This window comes from Paraburkholderia sp. BL21I4N1, assembly GCF_002973525.1.
Lineage (GTDB): Bacteria > Pseudomonadota > Gammaproteobacteria > Burkholderiales > Burkholderiaceae > Paraburkholderia.
On sequence record NZ_PVEN01000003.1, the window covers coordinates 367949 to 393765 of the forward strand.

Genomic DNA, 25817 nt, shown 5'->3' on the forward strand with positions numbered 1-25817 from the left:
CAGCGTTTCACTTGGGCACGACGGCAGGTTCGAGAATCGGGGCGCACGAACGCCTTATCGACATTGGAGACACAACCATGAAGCAAGTCATTCGAGCGGTCGGCGCCGGCGTGCTGGCGTTGGGGATACTGGGCACGGCGGGCATGGCGCGCGCCGACGACAAGGTCGTATTGGGCGTGGCGATTCCGACGGCCGATCACGGCTTTACGGGCGGCATTGTCTGGTGGGCCAACAAGGCGAAGACCGATCTGGAGAAAGCGCATCCCGATCTGAAGATTATCGTGAAGACCGCGGCCGGCTCGCCGGAACAGGCGAACCAGCTGCAGGATCTAGTGACGGTCAACAAGATCAACGCGCTGGTGATCTTTCCGTTCGAATCGGCGTCGCTCACGCAGCCGGTCGCGCAGGTGAAAAAGAAAGGCGTGTACGTGACGGTGGTGGATCGCGGCCTGACCGACACCAGTGCACAAGACGCGTACGTGGCCGGCGACAACACCGCGTTCGGCAAGATTCCCGCCGAATATCTGGCGAAAACGCTCGACGGTAAGGGCAACATCGTCGCGCTGCGCGGCATTCCGACGACGCTCGACAACGAGCGCTGGACGGCGTTCACGAACGTGATCAAGAACTATCCGGAGATGAAGATACTCGACGCGAAGTACGCGAACTGGAATCGCGACGACGCGTTCAAGGTGATGCAGGATTATCTGACGCGCTTCAAGCACATCGACGCCGTCTGGGCCGCCGACGACGACATGGCGGTCGGCGTGCTGAAGGCGATCGAGCAGGCCAAGCGGACGGACATCAAGATCGTGTTCGGCGGCGCGGGCTCGAAGGGCATGGTGAAGAACGTGATGGACGGTGCGCCGATGATCAAGGCCGACGTGTCGTACTCGCCGAAATTCATCTACGACGCGATCAAGTTGACCGCCGAGGCGCGTCTGAAAGGCGAGAAGCTGCCGGCCACGACGATCATTCCGTCGGTGCTGATTACGAAAGAAAACGCGCAGCAGTTTTATTTTCCGGATTCGCCGTTCTGAATCCGCGCCGAGTTTGGCGTGATGGCTTTGTGATGTTGGCCTGAGTATTCGAAGCGCGTTGGCCGGTTTTGCTTTCCACTGCCGCTGCTGTTGCTGTTGCTTCGGCTAAAGCACGGCTAGCGCGTTTTCGTTCGAGGAACCGTACGATGAAAACCATCAAAGGGCCGGCGATCTTTCTCGCCCAGTTCATGGGCGACGAGGTGCCGTTCGACAATCTCGCGCACCTCGCGGAGTGGGCGGCGGGTCTCGGCTTTAAAGGCATACAGGTGCCGTGCGACCCACGTCTGATCGATCTCGAACAGGCCGCGGCGAGCCAGAGCTATTGCGATGCGTTGCGCGAAACCGCGGAGAATGCGGGCGTGACGATCACCGAATTGTCGACGCATCTGCAAGGGCAACTGGTTGCGGTGCATCCGGCGTACGACGCGTTGTTCGACGGGTTTGCCGCGCCGCAGGTGCGAGGCGATCCAGCGGCGCGCACGCAGTGGGCGATCGGGCAGTTGAAGCTCGCCGCGCAAGCTTCACGGCGTTTGGGCTTGAGCACGCATGTGTCGTTTTCCGGCGCCTTGGCGTGGCCGTATCTGTACCCGTGGCCGCAACGTCCGGCGGGTCTGGTCGAAACCGCGTTCGATGAACTCGCGCGCCGCTGGACGCCCATTCTCGATGCGTTCGACGCCGCCGGTGTCGACGTCTGCTACGAATTGCATCCTGGTGAAGATCTGCACGACGGCGTGACCTTCGAGCGCTTTCTCGATGCGGTGAAACAGCATGCGCGGGCCCATATTCTTTATGACCCGAGTCATTTCATGTTGCAGCAGCTCGACTATCTGGCGTTTATCGACATCTATCACGAGCGCATTAAAGCGTTCCATGTGAAGGATGCGGAGTTTCGACCGAACGGCAAACAAGGCGTGTACGGCGGGTATAGCGGTTGGGTCGAACGCGCGGGGCGCTTCAGGTCGCTCGGCGACGGGCAGATCGATTTCGGCGCGATCTTCTCGAAGATGGCGCAATACGATTTTTCCGGCTGGGCGGTGCTGGAATGGGAATGTGCATTGAAGCATCCGCATGATGGCGCGCGTGAAGGCGCGGAGTTTATCCGGCGGCACATCATTCGTGTGGCGGAGCGTGCTTTTGACGATTTCGCGGAGAGTGGCGTGGATGCGGCGCAGTTGAAACGCGTGCTGGGTATCTGACAGGGATCAAATCAATGGCGCAAAGAAGGCTCAGGTTGGGTATGGTCGGCGGCGGGCAGGGCGCGTTTATCGGCGCGGTGCATCGGATCGCGGCGCGGCTCGACGATCGCTTCGAATTGGTGGCGGGCGCGTTGTCGTCCGATCCGCAGCGTGCGCAAGCTAGTGCCGCCGAGGCGGGTATCGCGCGGAGCTACGCCGACTGGCGCGAGATGGCGGGCGCGGAAGCCGCCCGAGAGGACGGTATCGACGCGGTGGCGATCGTCACGCCGAATCATCTGCATGCGCCGGTCGCGACGGCGTTTCTCGAAGCGGGCATCCACGTGGTGTGCGACAAACCGTTGGCGATTTCGCTGGCGGAAGGCGAGGCGCTTGCCAAACTCACGCGCGAGAAGAACAGGCTTTTCGCGCTGACGCACACGTATTCCGGTTATCCGATGGTGCGTTACGCGCGCGAGCTGATCGACTCAGGCGAACTCGGCGACCTGCGCGTGGTGCAAGTGGAATACGCGCAAGACTGGCTGGCGGAACCGATCGAAAGAAGCGGCACGAACAAGCAGGCCGGCTGGCGCACGGACCCTGCGTTAGCGGGGCCGGCAGGCTGCCTCGGCGATATCGGCACGCACGCCTATCAGCTGGTCGCCTTCGTTACGGGTGTGACGCCGTCGGCGCTCGCGGCGGAGGTGCATACCTTCGTGCCGGGGCGTCGCATCGACGATCATGTGCAGGCCATGCTGCGCTATGCGAACGGCGCGCGCGGCATGTTGTGGGCGAGTCAGGTGGCGAGCGGCGCGGAGAACGCGTTGCGTCTGCGGGTGTACGGAACGAAGGCGAATGTGGCCTTCGATCAGGAACAGCCGAATGAATTGGTGTTCACGCCGTTGGGTGGTTCGGCGGAACGTCTGACGCGAGGACGGGTGAAAAGCGCGATCGCGGCGCATGCGACGCGCGTGCCGGCGGGGCACCCTGAAGGCTATCTGGAAGCGTTTGCGCAGTTGTATAAAGACGCGGCGTTGCAGATCGAAGCGTTGGACGCGGGTCGCGCGCCGCCGGCGGAAAGCCTGTTATTGACTACCGTGGAAGACGGTGTGGCGGGGCTGCGCTTTATCGAGGCGATGCTCGCGAGCAGCGCGGCGGATGGGCAGTGGCGGGCGATTGGGGGCGCCTGAAGGCGCTTGCAATAACCTGAATGAAAGAGCGCCCGAGCGATCCCCGCGCCGCTCAACCGCCCTTGCTTTTCTTGATCTGCTCTTCGAACGCGATGTCGAGCTTGCTCGCTTTACGCGGTTTCGGCGGACCGTACGCGTCGACGAATTTGACGAAGTCGTCGAGCGTGAGCGGATCGGAGACTTTTTTATCCGCTCCGCTCGACTTGTCGACCAGATAGAACAAGCCGCCGGACAGGCTGATCGCGGCGAACTGCGGATTGCCGCTGCGCGTTTTCAGCCGCTCGACAGCGTGGATGGCTCGGGTAGTACGCATGGTGGAGGACTGCGGGTGGGGGAAAGACCGCTACTTTAACAATTTCACCGAAGCGGCGCGCCTATCCCGCCAGTCCCCAAGCCGCTCACTGCGGCTTGCGCGACCATTTCCGCCGCAGCCAACTCCCCCAATCCTCCAGCACCGTATAAACCACCGGCACCACCACCAGCGTCAGAATCGACGACGTAATCACCCCGCCAATCACCGTCTGTCCCAACGGCCCGCGCTGCTCGCCGCCTTCGCCAAGCGCCGCGGCCAACGGCAACATGCCGAATATCATCGCCAGCGTGGTCATCAGAATCGGCCGCAGCCGCACCCGCGCCGCTTCGAGCAAGGCCTCGCGACGCTCCATTTTCCGCCCTTTCCCGGACGCATCGAGCAGCGTGCCGCGCCGCGCCTGATTCGCGAAGTCCACCAGCAGAATCGCGTTCTTCGTCACGAGCCCCATCAGCATCACGAAGCCGATGATCGAGAACATGTTTAACGTGCTGCCGAACAGCAACAGCGCGACCAGCACGCCGATCAGCGTCAGCGGCAGCGATGCCATGATCGCGAGCGGTTGCGCGAAGCTCGCGAACTGCGACGCCAGAATCATGTAGATGAAAATCACCGCCAGCGCCAACGCCTCCACCGCGTAGATGAACGACTCGTTCATGCTCTTGGTCGAGCCTTCGAAGCGGTAGTGATAGCCCGCCGGCAGATGCATTGCGTCGAGCGTTTTCGCGACGTCGGCGGCAACTTCGCCGGGCGAGCGGCCGTTCACGTTCGCCGATAACTCCACCTCGCGTTGCAGATCGCGCCGGTTCAGCACGTCGGGACCGGTCGTCGTGACGATGTCCGCGATCTGCCGCAGCGGCACCAGCACCGGCGCGCCGTTTGCATCGGTGCGATTGGTGGCGATCATCAGCCGCGCGAGATCGTCGACGTCCTGGCGCTGCTCGCGCGGCAACCGTACGCTGACGTCGTAGTCCTGGTCGTCGGGCGCGCGCCAGGTGCTGATCGCGTCGCCGGAGAGCAGCGGCCGCAGCGCCGTGCCGATATCCGCGACGCCGACCCCGAGGTCGGACGCCAGTTCACGCTTCACGTTGATTGCGACGATCGGCTTGTCCGCCTTCAGGCTCGAATCCAGATCGACGAGCCCCGGAATCTTTGCCATGCGTGCCTGAGCCACGTCGGCGAGGCGTCGGAGTTCGTCGATGTTGTCGCCCTGCAAGCTCAACTGAATGGCCTTGGTGCTGCCCGCGCCGTCCGACATGCCGATCTCGGTCACCGAGACACCCGCCACCGACACCAGCCGCGCGCGAAACGCATCGTTCAGTTCGACCATGCCGCGCGTGCGGTCGCGCCGGTCTTTCAGGCGCACGGTAATGAGCGCGGTGTTCTTGCCTTGCGTGTTGCCCGAGTTGACCGTTGCATACGTGAAGCGCACCTCGGGGTAGGTCGCGAGAATCGCCTGCACCTGTTTGACTTTCTCCGACGTGGCTTCGAGCGACGTTCCCACCGGCGTATTCAAACCGATCTGCGTTTCGGAGAAGTCCGCGTTCGGCACGAACTCGGTGCCGACGAACGGCACCAGAAACAGGCTGCCGAAAAACGTCACCGCCGCGACGACCAGGGTGATCGCGCGATGCTTAAGCGACCACCCGAGCAGCCGCTGATAAAACGTCGTGAGCCGGTCGATCTGCGTGTCGAACAGATGCAGCGAACGCTGGATCAAACGGCCATAGCGGTAGCCCTTGCGCCCGGTATCCGCGTCGTGCAGATCGGGATCCGGCCAGATCGACGACAGCATCGGATCGAGCGTGAACGACACGAACATCGAGATCAGTACGGCGGCGGCGACCGTAATGCCGAACTGATGAAAGAAGCGGCCGATGATGCCGCCCATGAAGCCCACCGGCAGAAACACCGCGACGATCGAGAAGGTGGTGGCCAGTACGGCCAAGGCAATTTCCTTGGTGCCGTCGAGCGCGGCCGTGCGATGGTCCGCGCCGAGCTGCACATGCCGCACGATGTTCTCGCGCACAACGATCGCGTCGTCGATCAGCAAGCCGACGCACAGCGACAGCGCCATCAGCGTAATCACGTTGATCGTGAAGCCGCACGCGTACATCACCGCGAATGTGCCGATCAGCGCGATGGGTAGCGTGAGGCCGGTGATTACCGTGCTGCGCCACGAGCCGAGAAAGAGAAACACGATCAGCACCGTGAGCAACGCGCCTTCGAGCAGGGTGCGTTTCACTTCGTTGACGCTGTCTTCGATCTCGATCGACGAGTCGTCGGTGACATCGAGCTTGACGCCGGGCGGCAGCAGCGGCTGCAAACGCGCGACTTCGGCGCGCACGCCATGCGCGACGTCGACCGTGTTTTCGCCTTGGGCCTTGATGATGGACACGAACAGCGCGCGCTGGCCGTTCAGCAGCGCGGTGCTGTCCGGTTCCTGCTGGCCGTCCACCACGTCGGCGACCTGGTCGAGCGTGACCGGTTGCGTCGCTGAACTCGCGGTCGGAATCGCGGACTGCGCGCCACGTCGCGCGACGATGATGCGTTTGAAGTCGTCCGGTTTATCGAAGCGGCCTTTGATCTGCACGGTCTGTTCGATATGGCTCGACGTGAGCGGGCCGGCCGGAATCTCCTGATTTTCGTTCTGTACCGCGCGGATCACCTGATCGACGCCGATCGACAACGCCTGCAGTTTTTCCGGCTTCACGTCGATCTGCACCTGGCGCTTCACGCCGCCCACCAGCGACACCGAGCCGACGCCGCGTACGGTTTCGAGCCGCTTGCGCACGATCTGATCGGCGACGGTGGTGAGGTCGCGCGTGGACAGCGTGGCGCCCGGCGCGTTCGACACCGCGACCGTAACGATCGGCGTATCGGCCGGGTCGTAGCGCAGCACGCGCGGGTCCTTCACGCCGTCGCGCAGATCGGGGCGGATCAGCGCGATCTTGTCGCGCACGTCCTGCGCGGCCTGTACCGCGTCGACCGACAGATCGAATTGCACGATCACGACCGATTGCGCGTCGTAGGAGCGCGACGTGATTTCGTCGATACCGCTGATCGTGTTGACCGCTTCCTCGATCTTGCGCGTCACGTCGGATTCGACCGATTCCGGCGACGCGCCCGGATACGCGGTCTGCACGACCACGATCGGAAACGTGATGTCGGGAAATTGATCGACCTTCAGGCGCTGATATGAGAACAGCCCGATGACGAGCAGCGCCATCATCATCATCGTGGCGAGCACCGGGTTGCCGATGCTGATGCGGGTGAACCACATAGGCGCGGGCTCCGATCAGTGCTGGCCGGCGGCCGACGATGCGGCCCGTGCCGAGGACGCCGCAAACGCCTGTGACGCAGGCTGCACCACATGCACCGTACTGCCGATCCGCAACGAGCCCAGATTGTTCTTCACGATACGCTCGCCGACGTTCAACGGTCCGCTGGTAATTTCGGTCCACGAGTCGCCGTCGGCGTCGCCGGTCGCGCCGGTCTGCACCGGTTGTTCGAGCAGCTTGCCGCCGACCAGCGCATACACGCTGCGGCGCGCGCCGTCGCTTCGCACGGCCGTGGCGGGCACCACCAGCACGTTCTGCCGGCTGCCCACCGAGATCGTGCCCGTGCCGAACATGCCGACTCGCAACGTGCCCGCCGGGTTAGCGACCTGCACGTACACCATGATCGACCTGGAACCCGGCTGCGCGGCCGGATTGATTCGCGTGATCGCGCCTTGCACCGGCGCATCGATACCGTCGAACGCAATGCTCACCGGCTGGCCGATCCGCACGCGGCCGATCTCGCCGACGGGCACCGGCGCTTCCAGTTCGAGCGTGCGCAGATCGACCACGTCGAACAGCTTGGTGTCGACAGCGACTTTTTCGCCAGGCTCGACCGAGCGTGTGGCAATTTGTCCATCGAGCGGCGAGCGCACGACCGTGTCGTCGAGCGATAGATTCGACGACGCCAGCGCCGCGCGCGCCGCATCCAGATTCGCGCGGGCAATTTCGTACTGGCTTTGCGCGGTGTCGAACGCGTTCTTCGAAATGAAGCCTTTTTCGACCAGCACGCGGTTGTTGTCGAGCGTCTGTTTGGCGATGTCGAGCTGACCGGCCATGGCCGCCATCTGGCCGCGGCTTTGTTCGGCGCGGGCCACGTAATCGCGGGCGTCGATCCTGGCGAGAATCTGGCCGGTCTTGACCGTGTCGCCCTCGCGCACCGCGACGTCGAGCGCCGAACCGGCCACTTTCGATTTGACCGCGGCCTGCGTGATCGCGCGCAGCGAGCCGGTCAGCGGCAAGGTTTCGGAGAGCGTGCGACGGCTGACCGTGGTGAGATCGTCAGGCGCGAATTCGACGACGGAAGAGACGGTGTCCGTGGCGGCAGCGGGTGCGCCGCGCTTCCTGATAGCCTGGGCGATCGCGATGGCGAGGATCACGATGACGACAAGGGCGGCGATGACGATACGTTTTCTGGTTTTTAGCATGCGCGGTCTGACGGACTTCACGGCACTGGCGGGACGCGCTAGCGGCCTCACGATCGCGAGGCGCCGCACGCTCGCCCGGAATCGGCGAATTGGCCTGGGCCTGCGTTCATCGCAAGCTGGCCGTCAGCATGGTACACGCAGCGTGCGTGCGATGCGCCTCCCGAACGGGTTGCGCGAGTAGCGGGCGGGCGTAACGGCCGGAATGCGGCCGCCGCGCCGTGCGCGGCTGTGAGCGGCGCGGAACTCGTCGCGCAAAGCGGCGGGTTCCGCGGCTCAGCCGCTCACTGACTCAGGTAGACAAACTTGCCGTTTTTAATGATGCCCATCACGCTGGCGCGCTGATCCAAACCCACGTGGTCCTTCGGGCTCGTATTGACCACGCCGTTCGGCACGACCAGCTCATGCGCGTGCTCCAGCTCGTCGCGCAAGGCGGTGCGAAACGCCGGCGTGCCCGGCTGCGCCGTCTTCAACGCGCGCGTGACGGCGTCCTGCAAACGCGGATACACGCCAGCCGCATCGCCCGCGAACTGCGTCACGCTGCCCGCGCCGTACTTCGCTTCGTACTCGTTGGTGAACGCGAGTGCCGCTTTCTTCGCCGGATGATCGGCCGGCAGCGTGCGCGCCACCACGACAGGCTGAGTCGGGAATAGGGTGCCTTCCACATCTTTGCCGCCCAGCTTGATGAACTCCGGCGTGGCGATGCCGTGGGTCTGGTAGATCGGGCCTTTATAGCCGCGTTCGATCAACGTGCGCTCCGGCAACACCGTCGGCGTGCCCGCGCCGGCGATCAGGATCGCGTCCGGCTTCGCGGCCATCAGCTTCAGAATCTGCCCGGTGACGCTGGCGTCGGTGCGGTTATAGCGTTCCGTCGCGACCAATTGGATGTGACGCAAGGCCGCGAACTTGCTGAACTCGTTGAGCCAGCTTTCGCCGTAACCATCCGCGAAACCGATGAAGCCGACCGTCTTCACGTTGTGGTTCGACATGTAGCGTGTCATCACGTCGGCCATTGCGCTGTCGGTCTGGGCCATCTTGTAGGCCCACACTTTTTTCCCTTCCTGCGGCTCGACGACGCTGGCCGAGCCGATCAGCGTAATCATCGGCGTCTGGCTTTCGGCGACCGGATCGAGCGCTGCCATCGCAGCCGGCGTGATGTTCGGGCCGACGATCACGTCGACGTGATCCTCATTGATCAGCTTGCGGATATTGCGCACGGCGACGCCCGGGTCGGACGCATCGTCCAGGAAGATGTAGTCGGCTTTCTGACCGGCGATCGTGGCGGGCCACATCAGCATGGCGTTCTTGCTGGTGATGCCGATCACGGCCGCCGGGCCGGTGCTCGACAGATCGATGCCGACCTTGATATCCGCGTGCGCGGCGGTGGCGAGCAACAGCGCGCCGAGGGCGGCCAGGCCGCGAATGCTTTTTTTATGCGACTGATGCGACGTCATCGAGAGGTCTCCGTAGCGGGAAGCGTGCTGCTGTCAAATACCGTGGTCAAAGTTCGTAGGTTTCGTGTTCGCCCTTCAACGCCTGTTCGATCAGCTTGCGGTTCATGCTCGGCGACAACAGCTCGACGAGCGTGTACACATAGCTGCGCAGATAGGCGCCCTGTTTCAGCGCGACCCGCGTCACATTGCTGCCGAACAGGTGGCCGACCGGCATGGCGCGCAAATGACGGTCGCGCTCGGCGTTGAACGCGATATCCGCCATGATCCCGACGCCCAGGCCCAGTTCGACGTAGGTCTTGATCACGTCGGCGTCGATCGCCTCCAGCACGATGTCCGGATGCAGCCCGCGCAGGCGGAACGCCTCGTTGATCTTGGTGCGGCCGGCGAACGCGTTGTCGTAAGTGATCAGCGGATACTGGGTCAGATCATCCAGCGACAAAAGTTTGCGGTCGAGTAGGGGATGATCCGGCTGCATCACCGCGACGTGATGCCACTGGAAGCAGGGCAGCGACACCAGTTCCTTATAGTTGGAGATCGCTTCGGTGGCGATGCACAGATCGGCCTGGTCATGGATCACCATTTCGGCGACCTGGGTCGGACTGCCTTGCAGAATCGAAAGGTGAACTTTGGGAAAGCGCTTCTTGAACTCGGCGATGGCCGCCGGCAGCGAATAGCGCGCCTGCGTGTGGGTCGCGGCAATGACCAGATTGCCCTGATCTTGCGCCGCGTAATCTTTACCGACCCGCTTGAGACTCTCCACTTCCTGCAGGATCTTCTCGACCGACTGCAAAATGATGCGTCCCGGCTCGGTCAGCGAGCGCACCCTCTTGCCGTGCCGCGTGAAGATTTCGACGCCCAGCTCGTCTTCCAGCTCGATGATCGCCTTGGAAACGCCCGGCTGGCTGGTGAACAGCGCCTTGGCCGCTTCCGTCAGGTTGAAATTCTGCCGCACGGCCTCGCGGACGAAGCGGAATTGGTGCAGGTTCATATATAACCCCTCCGCATATCAAAGTAATTTTTTAGTCGTTTGAAATATAAGGCGAGTTTATTACGATCTGTCCATCTTTTTCAATATGGATATCTGTATTTGTCATAAGCAAATGAGAGATGGGTCTAAACGCTCGTTTGCAGCAGCTGACTAACATGAGATATCCAAGGCGCGGCGAAACCGGATCGCTGTGTGTCACGCAAAAAATTGGGGTCCCCGAATGTACCAATACGATCAGTACGACCAGACCATCGTCGATGAACGGGTCGCGCAGTACGCCGATCAGGTTCGCCGCCGCCTGTCGGGCGAATTGAGCGAAGAGGAGTTTCGTCCGCTGCGTCTGCAGAACGGCCTGTACTACCAGCGCCACGCGTACATGCACCGCATCGCGATTCCTTACGGCAACCTGCGCAGCGACCAGATGCGCGTGCTCGCGCAGATCGCGCGCGAACACGACCGCGGCTACGGCCATTTTTCGACGCGCTCGAACATCCAGTACAACTGGATCCAGCTCGAAGAAACGCCGGAAATCCTGCGCAAGCTCGCCGCGGTGCAGATGCACGGCATTCAGACCTCGGGTAATTGCATCCGCAACATTACTGCGGACCAGTTCGCCGGCGTCGCGCCGGACGAAATGGTCGATCCGCGGCCGTGGGCGGAAATACTGCGTCAATGGTCGACGTTCCATCCGGAATTCGCGTGGCTGCCGCGCAAGTTCAAGATCGCCGTGTCGGGTTCGAAGGAAGACCGCGCTGCGGTGCAGATTCACGACATGGGCGTGTATCTGAAGAAGAACGAGCAGGGCGAGCTGGTGGCCGACATTCTGGCCGGCGGCGGCATGGGCCGCACGCCGATTATCGGCGCGATCATCCGTAAAGATTTGCCGTGGCAACACTTGCTGTCGTACTGCGAAGCCGTGCTGCGCGTGTACAACCGTTATGGCCGCCGCGACAACATCTACAAAGCGCGGATCAAGATTCTCGTGAAGGCGTTGAGCCCGGAGAAATTCTCGGCGCAGGTCGAGGAAGAGTGGCAGCACCTGAAAGACGGTCCGGCCACGCTCACGCAAGCCGAAGTGGATCGCGTGTCGCAGTACTTCCAGCCGCCGGTGTACGAAAAGCTGGCCGATACCGACGCATCGTTTGAGAAGCATCTGCTGGAAAACCGTGCGTTCGCTCGTTGGGTCGAGCGTAACGTGCGTCCGCACAAGGTGACGGGTTATTCGTCGGTGACGCTGTCGCTGAAGCCGACCACGATCGCCCCGGGCGACGCGACGGATACGCAGATGGAAGCCGTCGCCGATTGGGCCGACGAGTACTCGCTTGGCGAGATTCGCGTGTCGCACGAACAGAACCTGATTCTCGCGAACGTCAAGAAGCGCGATCTGTTCGCGCTGTGGGAAAAGGCCAAGGCGCAAGGTTTCGCGACGCCGAATATCGGCTTGCTGACCGATATCATCGCGTGCCCGGGCGGCGATTTCTGCTCGCTCGCGAATGCGAAGTCGATTCCGATCGCGCTGGCGATTCAGGAGCGCTTCAACGATCTCGATTACGTGTACGACCTCGGCGACGTGTCGCTGAATATCTCGGGCTGTATCAATGCGTGCGGTCACCACCACGTCGGCAACATCGGCATTCTGGGTGTCGATAAGGACGGCTCGGAGTGGTATCAGGTAACGCTCGGCGGCGAGCAGGGCTCGGGCGCGAACGGCGCGAACCTCGGCCGCGTGATCGGCCCGTCGTTCTCGGCGGAAGAAATGCCGGACGTGATGAGCAAAGTGATCGATACGTTTGTCGAAAATCGCCACGAAGGCGAGCGCTTTATCGAAACGTATAACCGCATCGGCATGGCTCCGTTCAAGGAACGTGTGTACGCCTCGCGTCAACCGGCTCACGCGTAACCGCGACAAGGATACTGAACAGATGGCTTCTATCATCAAGAATCGCGCGATCGTCAACGATGACTGGACGCTCGTGCGTCCCGCCGAAGACGGCTCGCTGCCGGCTGTGAACGACTTGCCCGCGGGCAAGGTGCTGGTGCCGCTCGCGTTGTGGCAGGCCGAACGCGATGCGCTGGCCGCTTCGCGCGGCGCTGCGGAAATCGGCGTGTGGCTCGCGCCGGATAGCGAGCCGGCGGATCTCGTCGCCGACTTCGACAAGATTGCGCTGATCGGCGTCGACTTCCCGGTGTTCCGCGACGGCCGTGGTTACAGCATTGGCCGCCTGCTGCGCGAACGTTATGGTTACAAAGGCGAACTGCGCGCGATCGGCGACGTGCTGCGCGATCAGATTACGTTTATGTTTCGCTGCGGTTTCGATGCTTACGCGCTGCGCGGGGACAAAGACTTCGACGATGCGCTGAAGGCGTTCGACGAATTCAGCGTGCAGTATCAAGGCGCGGTGGACAACCCGTTGCCGTGGTTCCGCCGTCGTGAAGCGGCTGCCGCTGCTGCCGCCGTATCGGAAAAGGCTTCGGCATGACGATCGCCACTTCGCTCACGCCGGAACTCGCTGCGAAGGTCGAGCGCCTGAACGCGCTGCTCGATTCGATCGCCGCGCGTCACGCGAACGTGAAGCTTGCCAGCAGCCTCGCGGCGGAAGACATGCTGCTCACCCATGCGATCCTGTCGCGTGGCGTGAAGATCGGCATCTTCTCGCTGAACACGGGGCGCTTGCATGCGGAAACGCTCGGCATGCTCGATCGCGTGAAGGACCGCTATGGCTACGACATCGAACAGTTTCATCCGCTGGCGGCTTCGGTTGACGAATACGTCAGCGCGCACGGTCTGAACGCGTTTTACGAAAGTGTCGATCTGCGCAAGCGCTGCTGCGAAGTCCGCAAGGTCGAGCCGCTGAATCGCGCGCTGTCGGATGTCAGCGCATGGGTGACGGGGCAACGTCGCGAGCAGTCGGTGACGCGTGCCGAACTGCACGCGGAAGAGCACGACGCCGCGCGCAACATCGCCAAGTTCAATCCGCTCACCGATTGGACCGAAACCGAAGTGTGGGATTATCTGAAAGCGTTCGACGTGCCGGTCAATCCGCTGCATGCGCGCGGTTATCCGAGCATTGGCTGCGAGCCGTGTACGCGCGCGATCCGTCCCGGTGAAGATAGCCGGGCAGGGCGCTGGTGGTGGGAATCGCGCGACACGAAGGAATGTGGGCTGCATATCACGACGATCACCCCGATTCCGTTCAATAGCAGCGAGAGCGCGTCGGTCTGAAAGTTTGGGTCTGAATGGACCTTGGCTTTCGGTTCGAACACCGCACATACTGATCTGAATACTTCCGCGTCGGCAAGCCACCGCTTGCCGGGCGAATCAACGAAGGACCGAACATGAGCACCACGCTCGACTCCACTGTGAACGCACCACTCGCTAATACGGCAAACCGGATGGATCACCTCGATTGGCTCGAAGCCGAATCGATTCATATCCTGCGCGAACTGGTCGCCGAATGCAGCAAGCCCGCACTGCTGTTTTCGGGCGGTAAGGATTCGGTCGTCGTGCTGCATCTGGCGCTGAAGGCCTTCGGTATCGGCGCGAATCGCAAGACCGTGCTGCCGTTCCCGCTCGTGCATATCGACACCGGCCACAACTACGACGAAGTGATCGACTTCCGCGATCGTCGCGCGAACGAGATCGGCGCGGAACTGGTGGTGGGTCACGTCGAGGATTCGATCAAGCGCGGCACTGTACGCCTGCGCCGCGAACTGGATTCGCGCAACGCCGCGCAAGCGGTGACGTTGCTTGAAACCATCGCTGAGCACGGCTATACCGCGTTGATCGGCGGCGCGCGTCGCGACGAAGAAAAGGCCCGTGCGAAAGAACGCATTTTCTCGTTCCGCGACGAATTCGGTCAGTGGGATCCGAAGGCGCAGCGTCCCGAGCTGTGGAGCCTGTATAACGCGCGTCTGCATAACGGCGAACATCTGCGTGTGTTCCCGATTTCGAACTGGACCGAGCTCGACGTGTGGCAGTACATCGCGCGTGAACAGCTCGAACTGCCGTCGATTTACTACGCGCATCAGCGCGAGATCGTGCGTCGCAATGGTCTGCTCGTGCCGGTTACGCCGCTCACGCCGATGCGTGAAGGCGAGACCAGCGAGACGGCGCTGGTGCGTTTCCGGACCGTTGGCGATATTAGCTGCACCTGCCCGGTGGAAAGCGATGCGGACGATCTCGAGAAGATCATCGCCGAAACGGCCGTGACCGAAATCACGGAACGCGGCGCGACGCGGATGGACGACCAGGTGTCCGAAGCCGCGATGGAACAGCGTAAGAAGCAAGGTTACTTTTAAGCACACGAGGGTAGAACAATCATGAGCGGTATTCACCAACCAGAAGACCTCGGCGTGCTGCGTTTCATCACCGCGGGCAGCGTCGACGATGGCAAGAGCACATTGATCGGCCGCCTGCTGTACGACAGCAAGGCCGTGTTGAGCGACCAGCTCTCGGCACTGTCGCGCGCAAAGAATAAGCGTACTGTCGGCGACGAAATCGATCTGTCGCTGCTGACCGACGGCCTCGAAGCCGAACGCGAGCAAGGCATCACGATCGATGTCGCGTATCGGTACTTCGCGACCGCGAAGCGCAAGTTCATCATTGCCGATACGCCGGGTCACGAGCAGTACACGCGCAATATGGTGACCGGCGCGTCGACCGCGCATGCGGCGATCATTCTGGTCGATGCGACGCGTGTCACGTTCGTGGATGGCGTCGCGCAATTGCTGCCGCAAACCAAGCGTCATAGCGCGATCGTCAAGCTGCTCGGTTTGCAGCACGCGATCGTCGCGATCAACAAGATGGATTTGGTCGACTACAGCGAGCAGCGCTTCAACGAGATTCGCGATGCGTATGTCGAGCTTGCGCGTCAACTGGGGCTGAGCGATGTGCGCTTCGTGCCGGTGTCGGCGTTGAAGGGCGACAACATCGTGACCGCGAGCGAAAGCATGCCGTGGTATGCGGGCGAGCCGCTGCTCGACTTGCTCGAAGCCTTGCCGGTGGAGATTCCGACGGGTCAGGCGCTGCGTTTCCCGGTGCAATGGGTGGCGCGTCAGGACGGTAGCCAGGCCGACGATTTCCGTGGCTACATGGGCCGTGTCGAAGCGGGCGAAGTGAAGGTAGGCGACACGGTTGTCGTGCTGCCGGCGAATCGCGAAGCCACGGTGGCCGAGATCATCGCGCCGGTGGTGGGCGGCACGGCGCAGGTGGATCGCGCGTTTGCGGGTCAGACGGTGACGATCCGTCTCGCGGAAGATGTCGACGTGTCGCGCGGCGATACCTTCGTGCTGCGTGAAGCAGCGCCGGAGCCGGCGAAGAAGCTCGAAGCCGATCTGTGCTGGTTCGACGACACGCCGCTGTCGACGCAACGCAAGTATCTGTTGAAGCAGACCACCAATACGGTGTTCGCGCGCATCGGTGCGATCAAGGAAGTGCTCGACGTGCATACGCTGTCGCAGGCGACCGATCGTAAGGAACTGGCAATGAACGATATCGGCCGGGTTGCGTTGACGTTGCAGAAGCCGCTGGTGTGCGATGTGTATGATTCGCATCAGGGGACGGGGGCGTTCGTGCTGATCGATGAGGCGACGCACCATACCGTCGCGGCTGGGATGATTCGGGCGTTTTCGGCATAGGGCTGGGCGGCGCGTTGCCGGCTTGGCTGGTTTGCTGCTGCTTGCCTTGGATGCCCTTACGGACAGGTTGATGCAAATGGGTAAGGTTTATTTGATCGGCGCAGGGCCGGGTGCCGCAGATCTCATCACCGTGCGCGGTGCGCGGCTTTTGGGTTCGGCGGATGTGGTGTTGCATGATGCTTTGGTCGAGCCGGCGATGCTCGACTATGCGCCTTCGCACGCGCGGCGGGTCGCTGTTGGCAAGCGCTGTGGGCAGCTTTCTACCGCGCAGCAGTTCATCAATAAGCAGATTGTGGATGCTGCGCTTGAGCACGATGTTGTTGTTCGGCTCAAGGGTGGCGATCCTATGTTGTTTGGGCGTGCCGATGAGGAAATGCGGGCGCTCGAGGCGGCTGGGATCGAGTATGAGGTCGTGCCTGGGATTACCGCTGCGCTGGCTAGTGCGGCGTCTTTGAAGCGGTCGTTGACGTTGCGCGGCGTGTCTCGGAGTGTGGCGTTGGCGACCTTTAGTCGGGCTGCTGGGTCTGATGAGATTCGTGAGCAGGTTAATGCGGATTCGGTTGTGTTTTATATGGGCAGGGATAGCGGGGTTGAGATTGCCCAGCAGTTGATCGAGGCTGGGCGGCCTGCTTCTACGCCTGTGGCGATTGTTGAGGCTTGTAGTACGCCTCGGGAAAGGATTTTGACGCTCACGCTTGAGGGGCTCGCCTGCGGTGAGGCCGTGACGTGGGTCGATGCTGCGCAGCCTAGCTTGTTGATGATTGGGGAGGCTTTTGCTGAGCGGCAGGTGCAGGATGGGCGCGCTGCGGGTGGGATTTTGGTGGCGGCTTGATTGGGGTGCGGCCTGCGGGGCGCTTTTGGGTTGTGCTCTTTGGGGGTTGGCCTTTCCTTGAGTTCGCGGTGGTCTATTAGCGTTGCCCCTGTGCGGGGCGGCACTCACTTTTCTTTGCCTGCCGCAAAGAAAAGTAAGCAAAAGAAAGCGGCTCACACCGCTAGCTCATAAGCGGGTTCCTCGCGCAGCCACGGTAGTGGTGCATCTGGAATCCGTGCTCTCGCACATTCCACGGTAGTGACACAGCAGTCATTCTTCCGGCGGCGCTGCGCGCGCCGTCGCGGTCGTTCACGCACTGCCCCTGCTAAGCGGGGGGCCCCCGCGCAGCCACGGTAGTGGTGCATCTGGAATCCGTGCTCTCGCACATTCCACGGTAGTGACACAGCAGTCATTCTTCCGGCGGCGCTGCGCGCGCCGTCGCGGTCGTTCACGCACTGCCCCTGCTAAGCGGGGTCCTCGCACAGCCACGGTAGTGGTGCATCTGGAATCTGTGCTCCCGCGCACTCCGCGTCTGTGGCACAGCAGTCATTCTTCTGGCGACGCTTCGCGCGCCGTGGCGGGCGTTTTCACTAGCTCGTTTCTTAGGCATTCATGGTCGGTAAAACGGCCGGAAGTTGTCCCGGTTCGCGCTGTGCGCTCGCCGGGACGGTGTGAGTAGAAACAGGTTCTCGCCTTAGCGGAATGCTTGTATAGGTTCGTGGATTTGCTTGCCGCTTCATACGCCAACTCAGCGGACAAGGGATCGCCGGGCGCCTGTTAATGCGTAATCACCAAGCGCCGAAAATTACCTTTGAAGGGCACTCGCCGGTTCGCCATCAACCTGCTTGCGCAAGTGCTCGCGCCGTTCCTCGCGGCCTTCTGCGTGGCCTTTGCCAGAAGCTTTGCGGCATGGCGAGCAGTGATGCGGCGCTCGGGAATTCCCTGCGCATCCAGCGCGATGATCTGATACAACTCGCGGTCAGTCTCGACCTCCTGCTGGTAGCTCTCGGCAGTATCGATCAACACGCCCAGTAGCGTTCGCTGGCGTGCTATTTCGTCACGCGTAATAGCCGGACTTCTATATATCGAGGTCGCAAGCGTGACCAGTTTTCCCAGGTTCGCGATCTGCCGGTCAACGAGTTCAAACGCCGATAGTGCGAGCTTTTCATACTGGATGGCGTCAACAGGCGGGCGCGAAGCGCTCCGAGAATTCGTGGGGGATTTGCTCATATGCGATCTCCAATTGCTGACTTGGATCGCCCGACACGCGCTTGCAAAAGTGGTGAGCGGGCACAGTAACAAGGTTGGCAGCCCGGTCGAACACCATCACCGGCAGACCTAGAAGGTCTCCTTGCCACGGCCCGCCCCTCGAGTTGAGACGTGCAGAAGCTATCGCACGTCTGCTTGCGCAGACGCACGGGTGATGTTCTGTTTGTAGGCCGCCAAGCCTGTCCGTCGATGTTTCGACGGCGAAAACAAGTCTAAAACGTATCGCTCCGGGAGTGATTGCCTGCCCGGGCTAAATGCATCGAGCGGCCTCACGTTCTGAAATTTCCTAGCCGATAGTTCGTGGGAATGGGCATGTGTCGCGAACTTCTAAGCATTTCGAATGAACGTCGGCGTGCGAGAACTGCGTGCCGAATGAGGTGTAAACCTCAGCGCTGAATGGTTTTAATTGAGCGAGTTTGGCGATGATTGCGGAACGTCCGAGACAGGGGGGATTGAGTGCCTGATCGGCGACGTCGAGCCGGTTATCAGTTGCTCCACTAACGCGGCCGCATGCACCCGCTTCAGAGCTTGCTGTACGTGAACGACCGCGACGGCGCGCGAAGCGCCGCCGGAAGAATGACGGCTGTGTCACGAACGCGGAGTGTGCGAGAGCACGGATTCCAGATGGACCACTACCGTACCTGTGCGGGGAACCCGCTTAGCAGGGGAAGTGTGTGAACGACCGCTGCGGCGCGCGCAGCGCCGCCGGAAGAATGACGGCTGTGTCACGAACGCGGAGTGTGCGAGAGCACGGATTCCAGATGGACCACTACCGTAACTGTGCGGGGGCCCCGCTTAGCAGGGGAAGTGTGTGAACGACCGCCGCGGCGCGCGCAGCGCTGCCGGAAGAATGACGGCTGTGTCACGAGCGCGGAGTGTGCGAGAGCACGGATTCCAGATGGACCACTACCGTAACTGTGCGGGGAACCCGCTTAGCAGGGGCAGTGCGTGAACGACCGCCGCGGCGCGCGCAGCGCCGCCGGAAGAATGACTGCTGTGTCACTACCGTCGAATGTGCGAGAGCACGGATTCCAGATGCACCACTACCGGAACTGCGCGAGGGACCCGCTTATGAGCTAGCGGTGTGAGCGGCTTTCTCTTGCTGACTTCTCTTTGCCGCGGCAAAGAGAAGTTAGTGCCGCCCCGCACAGGGGCAACGCTAATAGACCACCATGATCACAAGAAAAGGCCAACGCCCAAAGAGAACAACCGAACGCGCTGCGACTGTGGAAAAGGAGACCTAAACCTGCCGAAGGCAATAAAGCGCAACAGCATCAAGAACCCCCTCATCTTCCCCAACAGCGCCAGCGCACCTAATCTGAACAGAGGGATAAAGCCCGCGACAGCGCTCGATGACGAGAGGCAGATCTTTCCGCACATGCCCGCCTTGCCCAAAAAAAACCGGCACAACGGTAACAACATCACACCCGCCGGAGGCAAGCACCTCAACAGCGGCAGGCAAATCAGGCTCCATCAACTCAAGAAACGCCAACACAACCGGCCCGGCAAGAGCATCGGCTTCACGAGCCCCGCGCAGCTTCTCGGCGAGCCTCTCGAACGGCTCCCGCCAACGCGCATCCCTTGCACCGTGCCCAAACAAAACAAGCCCATGCGTAGCCATGGAAGAAGCCCCTAATGCCGATCAACCCACTTCAACCCAACCAACCCGAGCACGAGATAAACCAACCCAGGCGTAGCCGCAGTCAAAGGAGCAGGCCAGGTATTCAGCGTGCCGATATGCGAGAACAACGTGTTGAAGAGTTGAAAACTCATCCCCAGCATGATCCCGCCGAACACCTTAACCCCGACCACCCCAGCCCGCGTATGCAGATAAGCAAACGGCAGCGACAAAACCAGCATCACGAACACCGCAAACGGATACAAAACCTTACGCCAGAGCGCGATCTCATACCGCTGCGTATCCTGATGATTCTCAGTCAAATGCTGGATATACCGGAACAGGTTGAACATCGACATCCGATCCGGCGACACCAGCAGCACTGACAGAATCTGCGGCGTCAATTCCGAGCGCAGCGAATACTCCGGCAAACTAACCTGAGTCGCGCGATAGACCGGATTCAACGCATCCGCGGGTGTTCCTGGAGGAGGCGGCACATCGATCAATTGCGTATCGGTCACGTCGGTCAATTGCCAATGGCCCGGCGGCTGATACTTGCCGCTTTTGGCGATCCGCACATTCGACAACCGGAACTTCGAATCGAACTCATAGATCCGCACGTTGCTGATCGTCGCATCCGGCTTCAACTCGCCGACGTTCACGAAGCGCGTCACCTGCTCGCCATCGGCCCGCGCGGTGAGCGTGTCTTTCACCCACACACCTGACTGGAAGTTACTCGACACCGACGACCCCAGCGCCTCCAGCCGCACCCGTTCCGACAACTGATCCGTATAAGGTCCGACCACTTCGCCGATCAGATAAGTCACGAACACCAGCGGAATCCCGATCTTCAACAGCGATCGCAACGACTGATTCGTCGCCAGCCCGGACACCCGAAAAATCGTGTACTCGGAATTCGCCGCCATCTGCGCGAACACATAAATCGCGCTGATCAACGCGGCGACCGGAATGATCTCGTAGAAGCGCGATGGCGTCTGCAACGCCACCCGCAGTACCGCATACTGAAACTTGTAGTTACCGTGCCCAACCGAATTCAGTTCGTTGATCAGGTCGAAGAAGAAGAACAGACCCGAAAACGCAAACAGAATGAAGATGAACGTGAGGTAGATCTGACGCGCGAAATACCTTTCATAAATGCGCATCGGTCAGGTCCCCTGCGAACGGTTGAACATGGCCCGCGTGAAGAGCGGGCGGTTGCGCACGCGCAGCCAGAAGATAAACGCGACGATCGCCGCGACGATCACATGCAGGCCCACCAGCCCGACCCCGAACGACAGCTTGCCTTGCTCGATCCACGACTGCACCACGTTCAACAGATTCGAATACGTCAGATAGATCAGCACCGCCATCACCAGATTGATGGTGCGGCTACGCCGTGGGTTCTGATGGGCGAGCGGAATCGCCAGCAGCATCAGATTGAGCGCGATCAGCGGCAGCCCCGCGCGCCAGGCGAATTCAGCGAGGTTCTCGTTGGTGGGATTGCGCAGCAGCGCAAGCGTGGACGTGCCGGTCGTGGTCGATGCGCTAACAACCGGCTGGCTCTGGATCTTCACGCCATAGCGTTCGAATTCCATGATGCGGAAGTCGGGGTGCCCCGGCTCGCCGTCGTAGCGCCGGCCGTTTTCCAGCACGACGAAGCGGTCGCCATTCTTATGCGTCTCGGTGTGCCCGTTCTTCGACACCACCACGTTGACCTTGCCGTTCTCGGTGCTGGTCACGAACACGTTTTCGACGTGCCCCTGGTCGGGCGACATCTTCTCGATGAAGAACACCCGGTGGCTGGTGGCCGATTCGCGGAATTGGCCAGGCGCCAGCAGCGAGACTTCGTCGCGTTGCTGGAAGCGCGCGCGGATCAGCTTGTTCTGCTGGTTCGACCACGGCCAGCCGACGAACACGAAGAACATGATGAGGATGATGATCGGCGTGGCAAAAATACCGATCGGCTTGATGAACTGGGTCAGACTGACACCCGAGGACAGCCAGACGACCATCTCGGAGTCACGGTACCAGCGCGTCAGGACGAACAGGATCGACACGAACAGGGTCGCGACAAGCATGATGGCCAGGTAGCCGATCACGGTCAGTCCGATGAGGACCAGCACGTCGCGCGGATCGATCTCGCCCGAGGCCGCGAAGCCGACGATACGGATCATCATCGTCGTCAGCACGAGCGTGAGGAGAACCATGAACACGGCACCAGCCGTATACGCGAGTTCGCGCTGGAGGGAGCGTTCGAAGATCATTATTGATGATGAGAGGGGGCGCTCTCAGCGGCGCGAGGGTTACTCCCCGTCACACCTCCGGTGCAGCCGCCGCAGGAAAAATAGCGGATAATTGCGGCTTTCATCCTAAGCCCAGATTTTATCCGAGGACAAGCGCGATGGACTTTAGCATAAAAGCCTGTGATTGGACCAAAGGCTCGTCAAACGGTTTCCTGACCGGTAAATCCGATTGCATCGTGATCGGTGTGTTCGAGTCGCAGACGCTTTCGGGCGCGGCGCTCGAGATCGACGCGGCCACCAAGGGGCTGTTGACCCGTGTCATCAAAGCCGGCGATATGGAAGGCAAAGCCGGCTCCACGCTGTTCCTGCACGAAGTGTCGGGTATCGGCGCGTCGCGTGTGCTGCTGGTCGGTCTCGGCAAGCAGGACGCTTTCAATCAGAAAGCCTACGGCGACGCTGCGCGTGCCGCCTGGCGCGCCTTGCTGGGCACGAAGATCGTCCAGGTCACCTTCACGCTCGCTCAACTGCCTATCCTCGAACGATCGGCCGATTGGGGCGTGCGCGCCGCGATCCTCGCGCTGCGCGAGCTGACGTACAAGTTCACGCAGATGAAGAGCAAGCCGGACACCACGCCGCGCGCCCTGAAGCGCATCGTGTTCAGCGTCAACACCGGCGACGACAAGGCGGCCAAGCTGGCCGCCAAGCAAGGCGCGGCACTGGCCAACGGCATGGATCTGACGCGCGACCTCGGCAACCTGCCGAGCAACGTCTGCACGCCCACCTACCTCGCCAACACCGCGAAGAAGCTCGCCAAAGACTGGAAGCTGAAGGTCGAAGTGCTCGGCGAGAAGCAATGCGAAGCGCTGAAGATGGGTTCGTTCCTGTCGGTCACGGCCGGCTCGGTCGAACCGGCGCAGTTCATCGTGCTGCAGTACCACGGCGGCGCCGCGAAGGCCGCGCCGGTAGTGCTGGTCGGCAAGGGCGTGACGTTCGACACGGGCGGCATCTCGCTGAAGCCGGGCGAAGGCATGGACGAGATGAAGTACGACATGTGCGGCGCCGGTTCGGTGCTGGGCACGATCCGCGCCGTCGCCGAAATGGGTTTGAAAATCAACGTGGTGGCCATCATCGCGGCGGTTGAGAACATGCCGTCGGCTACGGCCACCAAGCCGGGCGACATCGTCACCAGCATGAAGGGTTTGACGATCGAAGTGCTGAACACGGACGCCGAAGGCCGGCTGATCCTGTGCGACGCACTCACGTATGCCGAGCGCTTCAAGCCGGCGGCCGTGATCGACGTCGCCACGCTGACGGGCGCCTGCGTCATCGCGCTGGGTCACCACAACAGCGGTTTGTTCTCGAAAGACGACGCGCTGGCGGGTGAGTTGCTCGACGCATCGCGTGAAGCTTCGGACCCGGCCTGGCGCATGCCGCTCGACGACGAGTATCAGGATCAGCTCAAGTCGAACTTCGCGGATCTGGCGAACATCGGCGGCCGTCCTGGCGGCAGCGTGACGGCGGCGTGCTTCCTGTCGCGCTTCACGGAAGCGTATCCGTGGGCGCATCTGGACATCGCGGGTACGGCGTGGAAGAGCGGCGCGGCGAAGGGTGCCACCGGTCGTCCGGTGCCATTGCTCTCGCAGTTCCTGATCGACCGCGCTGCACAATGATGCAACGCAGTAAGGTGGCCAGCGCGGTAACGGACCCGGCGTCGAGCCGGGTCCGGGCCGCGCAACGGCGCGCAAGCCCGGCTGTCCACGCAAGGCGGACCCGCCGATGACGAGGATCGATTTTCACTCGAACGTCGGCGATTCGCTGTTGTATGCGTGCCGCCTGATCCGCAAGGCGTATCAGGCGGGTCAGCCGACCATCGTGCTGGCCGAGCCCGAGCGTCTGCGGGCTTTCGACGAACAGCTATGGACTTTCTCGCCGCTCGACTTCGTGCCGCATTGCATGGCGAGCACGCCGCTCGCCGCGCAAACGCCGATCGTGCTGGCGTCGAATCTCGACGACGTGCCGCATCACCAGGTACTGCTCAATCTGGGTGCCGCGGTGCCGGCCCAGTTCGCCCGCTTCGAAAGATTGCTGGAAGTGGTCGGTAACGCACACGACGAACTCGCTGCGGGCCGCGAACGCTATCGTTTCTATCGCGATCGCGGCTATGCTTTGAACAACTACAAGCAGGGCAGCTAGGTTCTTTTCGTCCGCATCGCGTGATCCCCTGTTTTAAGGATCCGGCGTGGACGCGGCCTGCCTTGGCTTCGACTCAAACAGGGAGAGCGCACGTGTCCGATCCCCACGACAATTCGATTCCGGTACTGAGCGAGATTCTCGTGCCGGGCAATGCTGTGCAGGCGCGTCGTCCGTCAAACGACACCGCCGTGCAGGCCGACCATTCCATCGCTGACGACGGTGCGCCGCGCGAGCCGGGATTTCGCACTGAGCCGGTGTTTGAACAGGCGCACGAGCCGGCGCACGGGCAACTGCACGAGCCCAGTCTGGCGGCTGACGCCGAACCCGAACTCGCCCCGCAGCCGCTGCTGACGCCGGAACACCTGGCTTCGCCCGAACCGGTGCTCGAACCGGACGCCATGCATACGCACGAACTCGCTGCCGAGCAGGAACTCGCGGCCGAACCGCCGCCCTTGCCGACGCTGGACGAGGTGCTCGAGCTAGGCCGCGTGGCCACGCCGGAACCCCTGCATGCGCCGACGCATGCCGCGGATCATCATCCGAAGAAGCGTTCGCGCGCGCATCACGCGCATGACGACGTGCCCGAGCGTGACGCCGGTGTCTTCAATCGCGCCGAGCCGCTTGCTCCGTTCGAAGCCGGTACGAGCGTGCCGCCCGACATCGCTCATGAGACCGCTGCGGCGCCGCAGTCGGGTCTCGACGCGGATCTCATCGCCGAGCGTCTGCGTGGACGCTTCGCAGGTTTCCTGACGGGCGAGGGACGGGGTGTGATCGAAGCACGCTGCCGCGATGCGTTGCAGGAGCACACGGGGTGGCTGGTCAGCCAGATCACGCGTGAAGTCGCGCTGACGCTGGAAACCGAAATGACCGCGTGGGTGCGGGAAGCGGTGGAGGAAGAGATCGCGCGGCGCTCAGGCCACGCGTGATTCGAAGGGAAGAGAAGGCGGCTTGAAACGCGAGCATGCGTTTCAGCGCCTTCAACGCTACACGCTCAGCGTTGCAAGCTCACCGACGCGGGCGCGACATCATTTCAGCGACAACACCCAGCCCGCCAACGTGGCTGCCTGATCGGGCGTGAGTTGCGTGTTCGCGGGCATGGGCACCATGCCCCACACACCGGCGCTGCCGTCCAGAATCTTGTTCTTCAGATAGGTCGCGGCATCGTCGCGGCCGGCATATTTCGCTGCGACATCATGTAGCGCCGGTCCCATGAACGGGCGAGCGACCGCGTGGCAACTCATACAGTTCTGCTGTTGGGCCAGCGCCAGACCGGCGGCCGCCTCGGCATGCGCGACCGGACTACCGACGCTCAGGATAACGCCCAGCAGGCCGGCGATTGCAAGCGCTGCATGCGACATGGATTTCATTCTGGTCTCCGTCGGTGCAGATGCCCGACTCGTGGTGCAGGC

General features: G+C 62.0%; 22 protein-coding genes. 12 read left to right on the forward strand and 10 right to left on the reverse strand.

The genetic code is table 11. The features are described 5' to 3' along the window. Positions 1 to 77: 77 nt before the first annotated feature. The 3 genes from B0G83_RS11145 (at position 78) to B0G83_RS11155 (ending at position 3402) form a co-directional block, all read left to right on the forward strand. Complete coding sequence (locus B0G83_RS11145; protein ID WP_105507481.1) at positions 78 to 1040, forward strand: substrate-binding domain-containing protein; 963 nt, start codon at positions 78 to 80, stop codon at positions 1038 to 1040. A gap of 146 nt (positions 1041 to 1186) precedes the next feature. After that, entirely contained in the window at positions 1187 to 2236 is a 1050-nt protein-coding gene (locus B0G83_RS11150) for a sugar phosphate isomerase/epimerase (RefSeq protein ID WP_105507482.1), read from the forward strand. A 14-nt stretch (positions 2237 to 2250) separates the two neighbouring features. Continuing rightward, on the forward strand, positions 2251 to 3402 hold the full coding sequence (locus B0G83_RS11155; protein WP_105507483.1) for a Gfo/Idh/MocA family protein: 1152 nt from the start codon (positions 2251 to 2253) through the stop codon (positions 3400 to 3402). A 52-nt stretch (positions 3403 to 3454) separates the two neighbouring features. Here the strand turns inward: B0G83_RS11155 and B0G83_RS11160 are convergent, their stop codons facing one another. The 5 genes from B0G83_RS11160 to B0G83_RS11180 form a co-directional block, all read right to left on the reverse strand. Then, positions 3455 to 3715 (reverse strand): hypothetical protein, encoded by a 261-nt coding sequence (locus B0G83_RS11160; RefSeq protein WP_105507484.1) that lies wholly within the window; start codon positions 3713 to 3715, stop codon positions 3455 to 3457. An 85-nt stretch (positions 3716 to 3800) separates the two neighbouring features. Further along, positions 3801 to 6995: an efflux RND transporter permease subunit gene (locus B0G83_RS11165; protein WP_105507485.1), complete on the reverse strand. Its 3195-nt coding sequence runs from the start codon at positions 6993 to 6995 to the stop codon at positions 3801 to 3803. 15 nt (positions 6996 to 7010) lie between these two features. Next, positions 7011 to 8198: an efflux RND transporter periplasmic adaptor subunit gene (locus B0G83_RS11170; RefSeq protein ID WP_105507696.1), complete on the reverse strand. Its 1188-nt coding sequence runs from the start codon at positions 8196 to 8198 to the stop codon at positions 7011 to 7013. A gap of 281 nt (positions 8199 to 8479) precedes the next feature. Further along, entirely contained in the window at positions 8480 to 9649 is a 1170-nt protein-coding gene (locus B0G83_RS11175) for an ABC transporter substrate-binding protein (protein WP_105507486.1), read from the reverse strand. Between the two features lie 46 nt (positions 9650 to 9695). Further along, the gene (locus B0G83_RS11180) at positions 9696 to 10637 is read right to left on the reverse strand and encodes a CysB family HTH-type transcriptional regulator (protein ID WP_091796464.1); all 942 of its coding nucleotides are present in this window, start codon (positions 10635 to 10637) and stop codon (positions 9696 to 9698) included. Positions 10638 to 10857: 220 nt separating this feature from the next. On the opposite strand from B0G83_RS11180, the gene B0G83_RS11185 reads away from it, so the two are divergent. The 6 genes from B0G83_RS11185 (at position 10858) to cobA (ending at position 17106) form a co-directional block, all read left to right on the forward strand. After that, a complete protein-coding gene (locus B0G83_RS11185) occupies positions 10858 to 12537 on the forward strand; it encodes a nitrite/sulfite reductase (protein WP_105507487.1) in 1680 nt (559 codons plus the stop codon). 22 nt (positions 12538 to 12559) lie between these two features. Further along, positions 12560 to 13117 carry a DUF934 domain-containing protein gene (locus B0G83_RS11190; RefSeq protein WP_105507488.1) on the forward strand — a complete coding sequence of 186 codons (558 nt, stop codon included), beginning with the start codon at positions 12560 to 12562 and terminating at the stop codon, positions 13115 to 13117. Next, positions 13114 to 13860: a phosphoadenylyl-sulfate reductase gene (locus tag B0G83_RS11195; RefSeq protein ID WP_105507489.1), complete on the forward strand. Its 747-nt coding sequence runs from the start codon at positions 13114 to 13116 to the stop codon at positions 13858 to 13860. The genes B0G83_RS11190 and B0G83_RS11195 overlap by 4 nt, the downstream gene beginning before the upstream one ends. Positions 13861 to 13973: 113 nt before the next feature. Next, positions 13974 to 14936 (forward strand): sulfate adenylyltransferase subunit CysD, encoded by a 963-nt coding sequence (gene cysD / locus B0G83_RS11200; RefSeq protein WP_105507490.1) that lies wholly within the window; start codon positions 13974 to 13976, stop codon positions 14934 to 14936. 21 nt (positions 14937 to 14957) lie between these two features. Continuing rightward, positions 14958 to 16274, forward strand: a complete 1317-nt coding sequence (locus tag B0G83_RS11205) for a sulfate adenylyltransferase subunit 1 (protein ID WP_105507491.1) — start codon at positions 14958 to 14960, stop codon at positions 16272 to 16274. Positions 16275 to 16350: 76 nt separating this feature from the next. Then, entirely contained in the window at positions 16351 to 17106 is a 756-nt protein-coding gene (gene cobA / locus B0G83_RS11210) for a uroporphyrinogen-III C-methyltransferase (RefSeq protein ID WP_105507697.1), read from the forward strand. Positions 17107 to 17862: 756 nt separating this feature from the next. Here the strand turns inward: cobA and B0G83_RS11215 are convergent. From B0G83_RS11215 to lptF, 4 genes are all read right to left on the reverse strand, one after another. After that, positions 17863 to 18315, reverse strand: coding sequence for a hypothetical protein (locus B0G83_RS11215; protein WP_105507492.1), 453 nt, complete (start codon positions 18313 to 18315; stop codon positions 17863 to 17865). 1279 nt (positions 18316 to 19594) lie between these two features. Beyond that, entirely contained in the window at positions 19595 to 19975 is a 381-nt protein-coding gene (locus B0G83_RS11220; RefSeq protein WP_105507493.1) for a sirohydrochlorin chelatase, read from the reverse strand. Positions 19976 to 19986: 11 nt separating this feature from the next. Then, positions 19987 to 21135 carry an LPS export ABC transporter permease LptG gene (gene lptG / locus B0G83_RS11225; RefSeq protein WP_105507494.1) on the reverse strand — a complete coding sequence of 383 codons (1149 nt, stop codon included), beginning with the start codon at positions 21133 to 21135 and terminating at the stop codon, positions 19987 to 19989. A gap of 3 nt (positions 21136 to 21138) precedes the next feature. Next, positions 21139 to 22236 carry an LPS export ABC transporter permease LptF gene (gene lptF / locus B0G83_RS11230; RefSeq protein ID WP_105507495.1) on the reverse strand — a complete coding sequence of 366 codons (1098 nt, stop codon included), beginning with the start codon at positions 22234 to 22236 and terminating at the stop codon, positions 21139 to 21141. Between the two features lie 137 nt (positions 22237 to 22373). Between lptF and B0G83_RS11235 the strand changes: the two genes are divergently transcribed. From B0G83_RS11235 to B0G83_RS11245, 3 genes are all read left to right on the forward strand, one after another. Further along, positions 22374 to 23885: a leucyl aminopeptidase gene (locus B0G83_RS11235; protein ID WP_035552530.1), complete on the forward strand. Its 1512-nt coding sequence runs from the start codon at positions 22374 to 22376 to the stop codon at positions 23883 to 23885. A gap of 106 nt (positions 23886 to 23991) precedes the next feature. Beyond that, on the forward strand, positions 23992 to 24408 hold the full coding sequence (locus B0G83_RS11240) for a DNA polymerase III subunit chi (protein WP_105507496.1): 417 nt from the start codon (positions 23992 to 23994) through the stop codon (positions 24406 to 24408). 92 nt (positions 24409 to 24500) lie between these two features. Next, a complete protein-coding gene (locus tag B0G83_RS11245; protein WP_105507497.1) occupies positions 24501 to 25334 on the forward strand; it encodes a DUF2486 family protein in 834 nt (277 codons plus the stop codon). 99 nt (positions 25335 to 25433) lie between these two features. Here the strand turns inward: B0G83_RS11245 and B0G83_RS11250 are convergent, their stop codons facing one another. After that, on the reverse strand, positions 25434 to 25775 hold the full coding sequence (locus tag B0G83_RS11250; protein ID WP_105507498.1) for a c-type cytochrome: 342 nt from the start codon (positions 25773 to 25775) through the stop codon (positions 25434 to 25436). Positions 25776 to 25817: the final 42 nt, after the last annotated feature.

Excerpts from the sequence above, each read along its gene's own strand:
- B0G83_RS11145 (WP_105507481.1), top strand. The coding sequence starts at position 78 with ATGAAGCAAGTCATTCGAGCGGTCGGCGCCGGCGTGCTGGCGTTGGGG.
- B0G83_RS11150 (WP_105507482.1), top strand. The coding sequence starts at position 1,187 with ATGAAAACCATCAAAGGGCCGGCGATCTTTCTCGCCCAGTTCATGGGC.
- B0G83_RS11155 (WP_105507483.1), top strand. The coding sequence starts at position 2,251 with ATGGCGCAAAGAAGGCTCAGGTTGGGTATGGTCGGCGGCGGGCAGGGC.
- B0G83_RS11160 (WP_105507484.1), bottom strand. The coding sequence starts at position 3,715 with ATGCGTACTACCCGAGCCATCCACGCTGTCGAGCGGCTGAAAACGCGC.
- B0G83_RS11165 (WP_105507485.1), bottom strand. The coding sequence starts at position 6,995 with ATGTGGTTCACCCGCATCAGCATCGGCAACCCGGTGCTCGCCACGATG.
- B0G83_RS11170 (WP_105507696.1), bottom strand. The coding sequence starts at position 8,198 with ATGCTAAAAACCAGAAAACGTATCGTCATCGCCGCCCTTGTCGTCATC.
- B0G83_RS11175 (WP_105507486.1), bottom strand. The coding sequence starts at position 9,649 with ATGACGTCGCATCAGTCGCATAAAAAAAGCATTCGCGGCCTGGCCGCC.
- B0G83_RS11180 (WP_091796464.1), bottom strand. The coding sequence starts at position 10,637 with ATGAACCTGCACCAATTCCGCTTCGTCCGCGAGGCCGTGCGGCAGAAT.
- B0G83_RS11185 (WP_105507487.1), top strand. The coding sequence starts at position 10,858 with ATGTACCAATACGATCAGTACGACCAGACCATCGTCGATGAACGGGTC.
- B0G83_RS11190 (WP_105507488.1), top strand. The coding sequence starts at position 12,560 with ATGGCTTCTATCATCAAGAATCGCGCGATCGTCAACGATGACTGGACG.
- B0G83_RS11195 (WP_105507489.1), top strand. The coding sequence starts at position 13,114 with ATGACGATCGCCACTTCGCTCACGCCGGAACTCGCTGCGAAGGTCGAG.
- cysD (WP_105507490.1), top strand. The coding sequence starts at position 13,974 with ATGAGCACCACGCTCGACTCCACTGTGAACGCACCACTCGCTAATACG.
- B0G83_RS11205 (WP_105507491.1), top strand. The coding sequence starts at position 14,958 with ATGAGCGGTATTCACCAACCAGAAGACCTCGGCGTGCTGCGTTTCATC.
- cobA (WP_105507697.1), top strand. The coding sequence starts at position 16,351 with ATGGGTAAGGTTTATTTGATCGGCGCAGGGCCGGGTGCCGCAGATCTC.
- B0G83_RS11215 (WP_105507492.1), bottom strand. The coding sequence starts at position 18,315 with ATGAGCAAATCCCCCACGAATTCTCGGAGCGCTTCGCGCCCGCCTGTT.
- B0G83_RS11220 (WP_105507493.1), bottom strand. The coding sequence starts at position 19,975 with ATGGCTACGCATGGGCTTGTTTTGTTTGGGCACGGTGCAAGGGATGCG.
- lptG (WP_105507494.1), bottom strand. The coding sequence starts at position 21,135 with ATGCGCATTTATGAAAGGTATTTCGCGCGTCAGATCTACCTCACGTTC.
- lptF (WP_105507495.1), bottom strand. The coding sequence starts at position 22,236 with ATGATCTTCGAACGCTCCCTCCAGCGCGAACTCGCGTATACGGCTGGT.
- B0G83_RS11235 (WP_035552530.1), top strand. The coding sequence starts at position 22,374 with ATGGACTTTAGCATAAAAGCCTGTGATTGGACCAAAGGCTCGTCAAAC.
- B0G83_RS11240 (WP_105507496.1), top strand. The coding sequence starts at position 23,992 with ATGACGAGGATCGATTTTCACTCGAACGTCGGCGATTCGCTGTTGTAT.
- B0G83_RS11250 (WP_105507498.1), bottom strand. The coding sequence starts at position 25,775 with ATGAAATCCATGTCGCATGCAGCGCTTGCAATCGCCGGCCTGCTGGGC.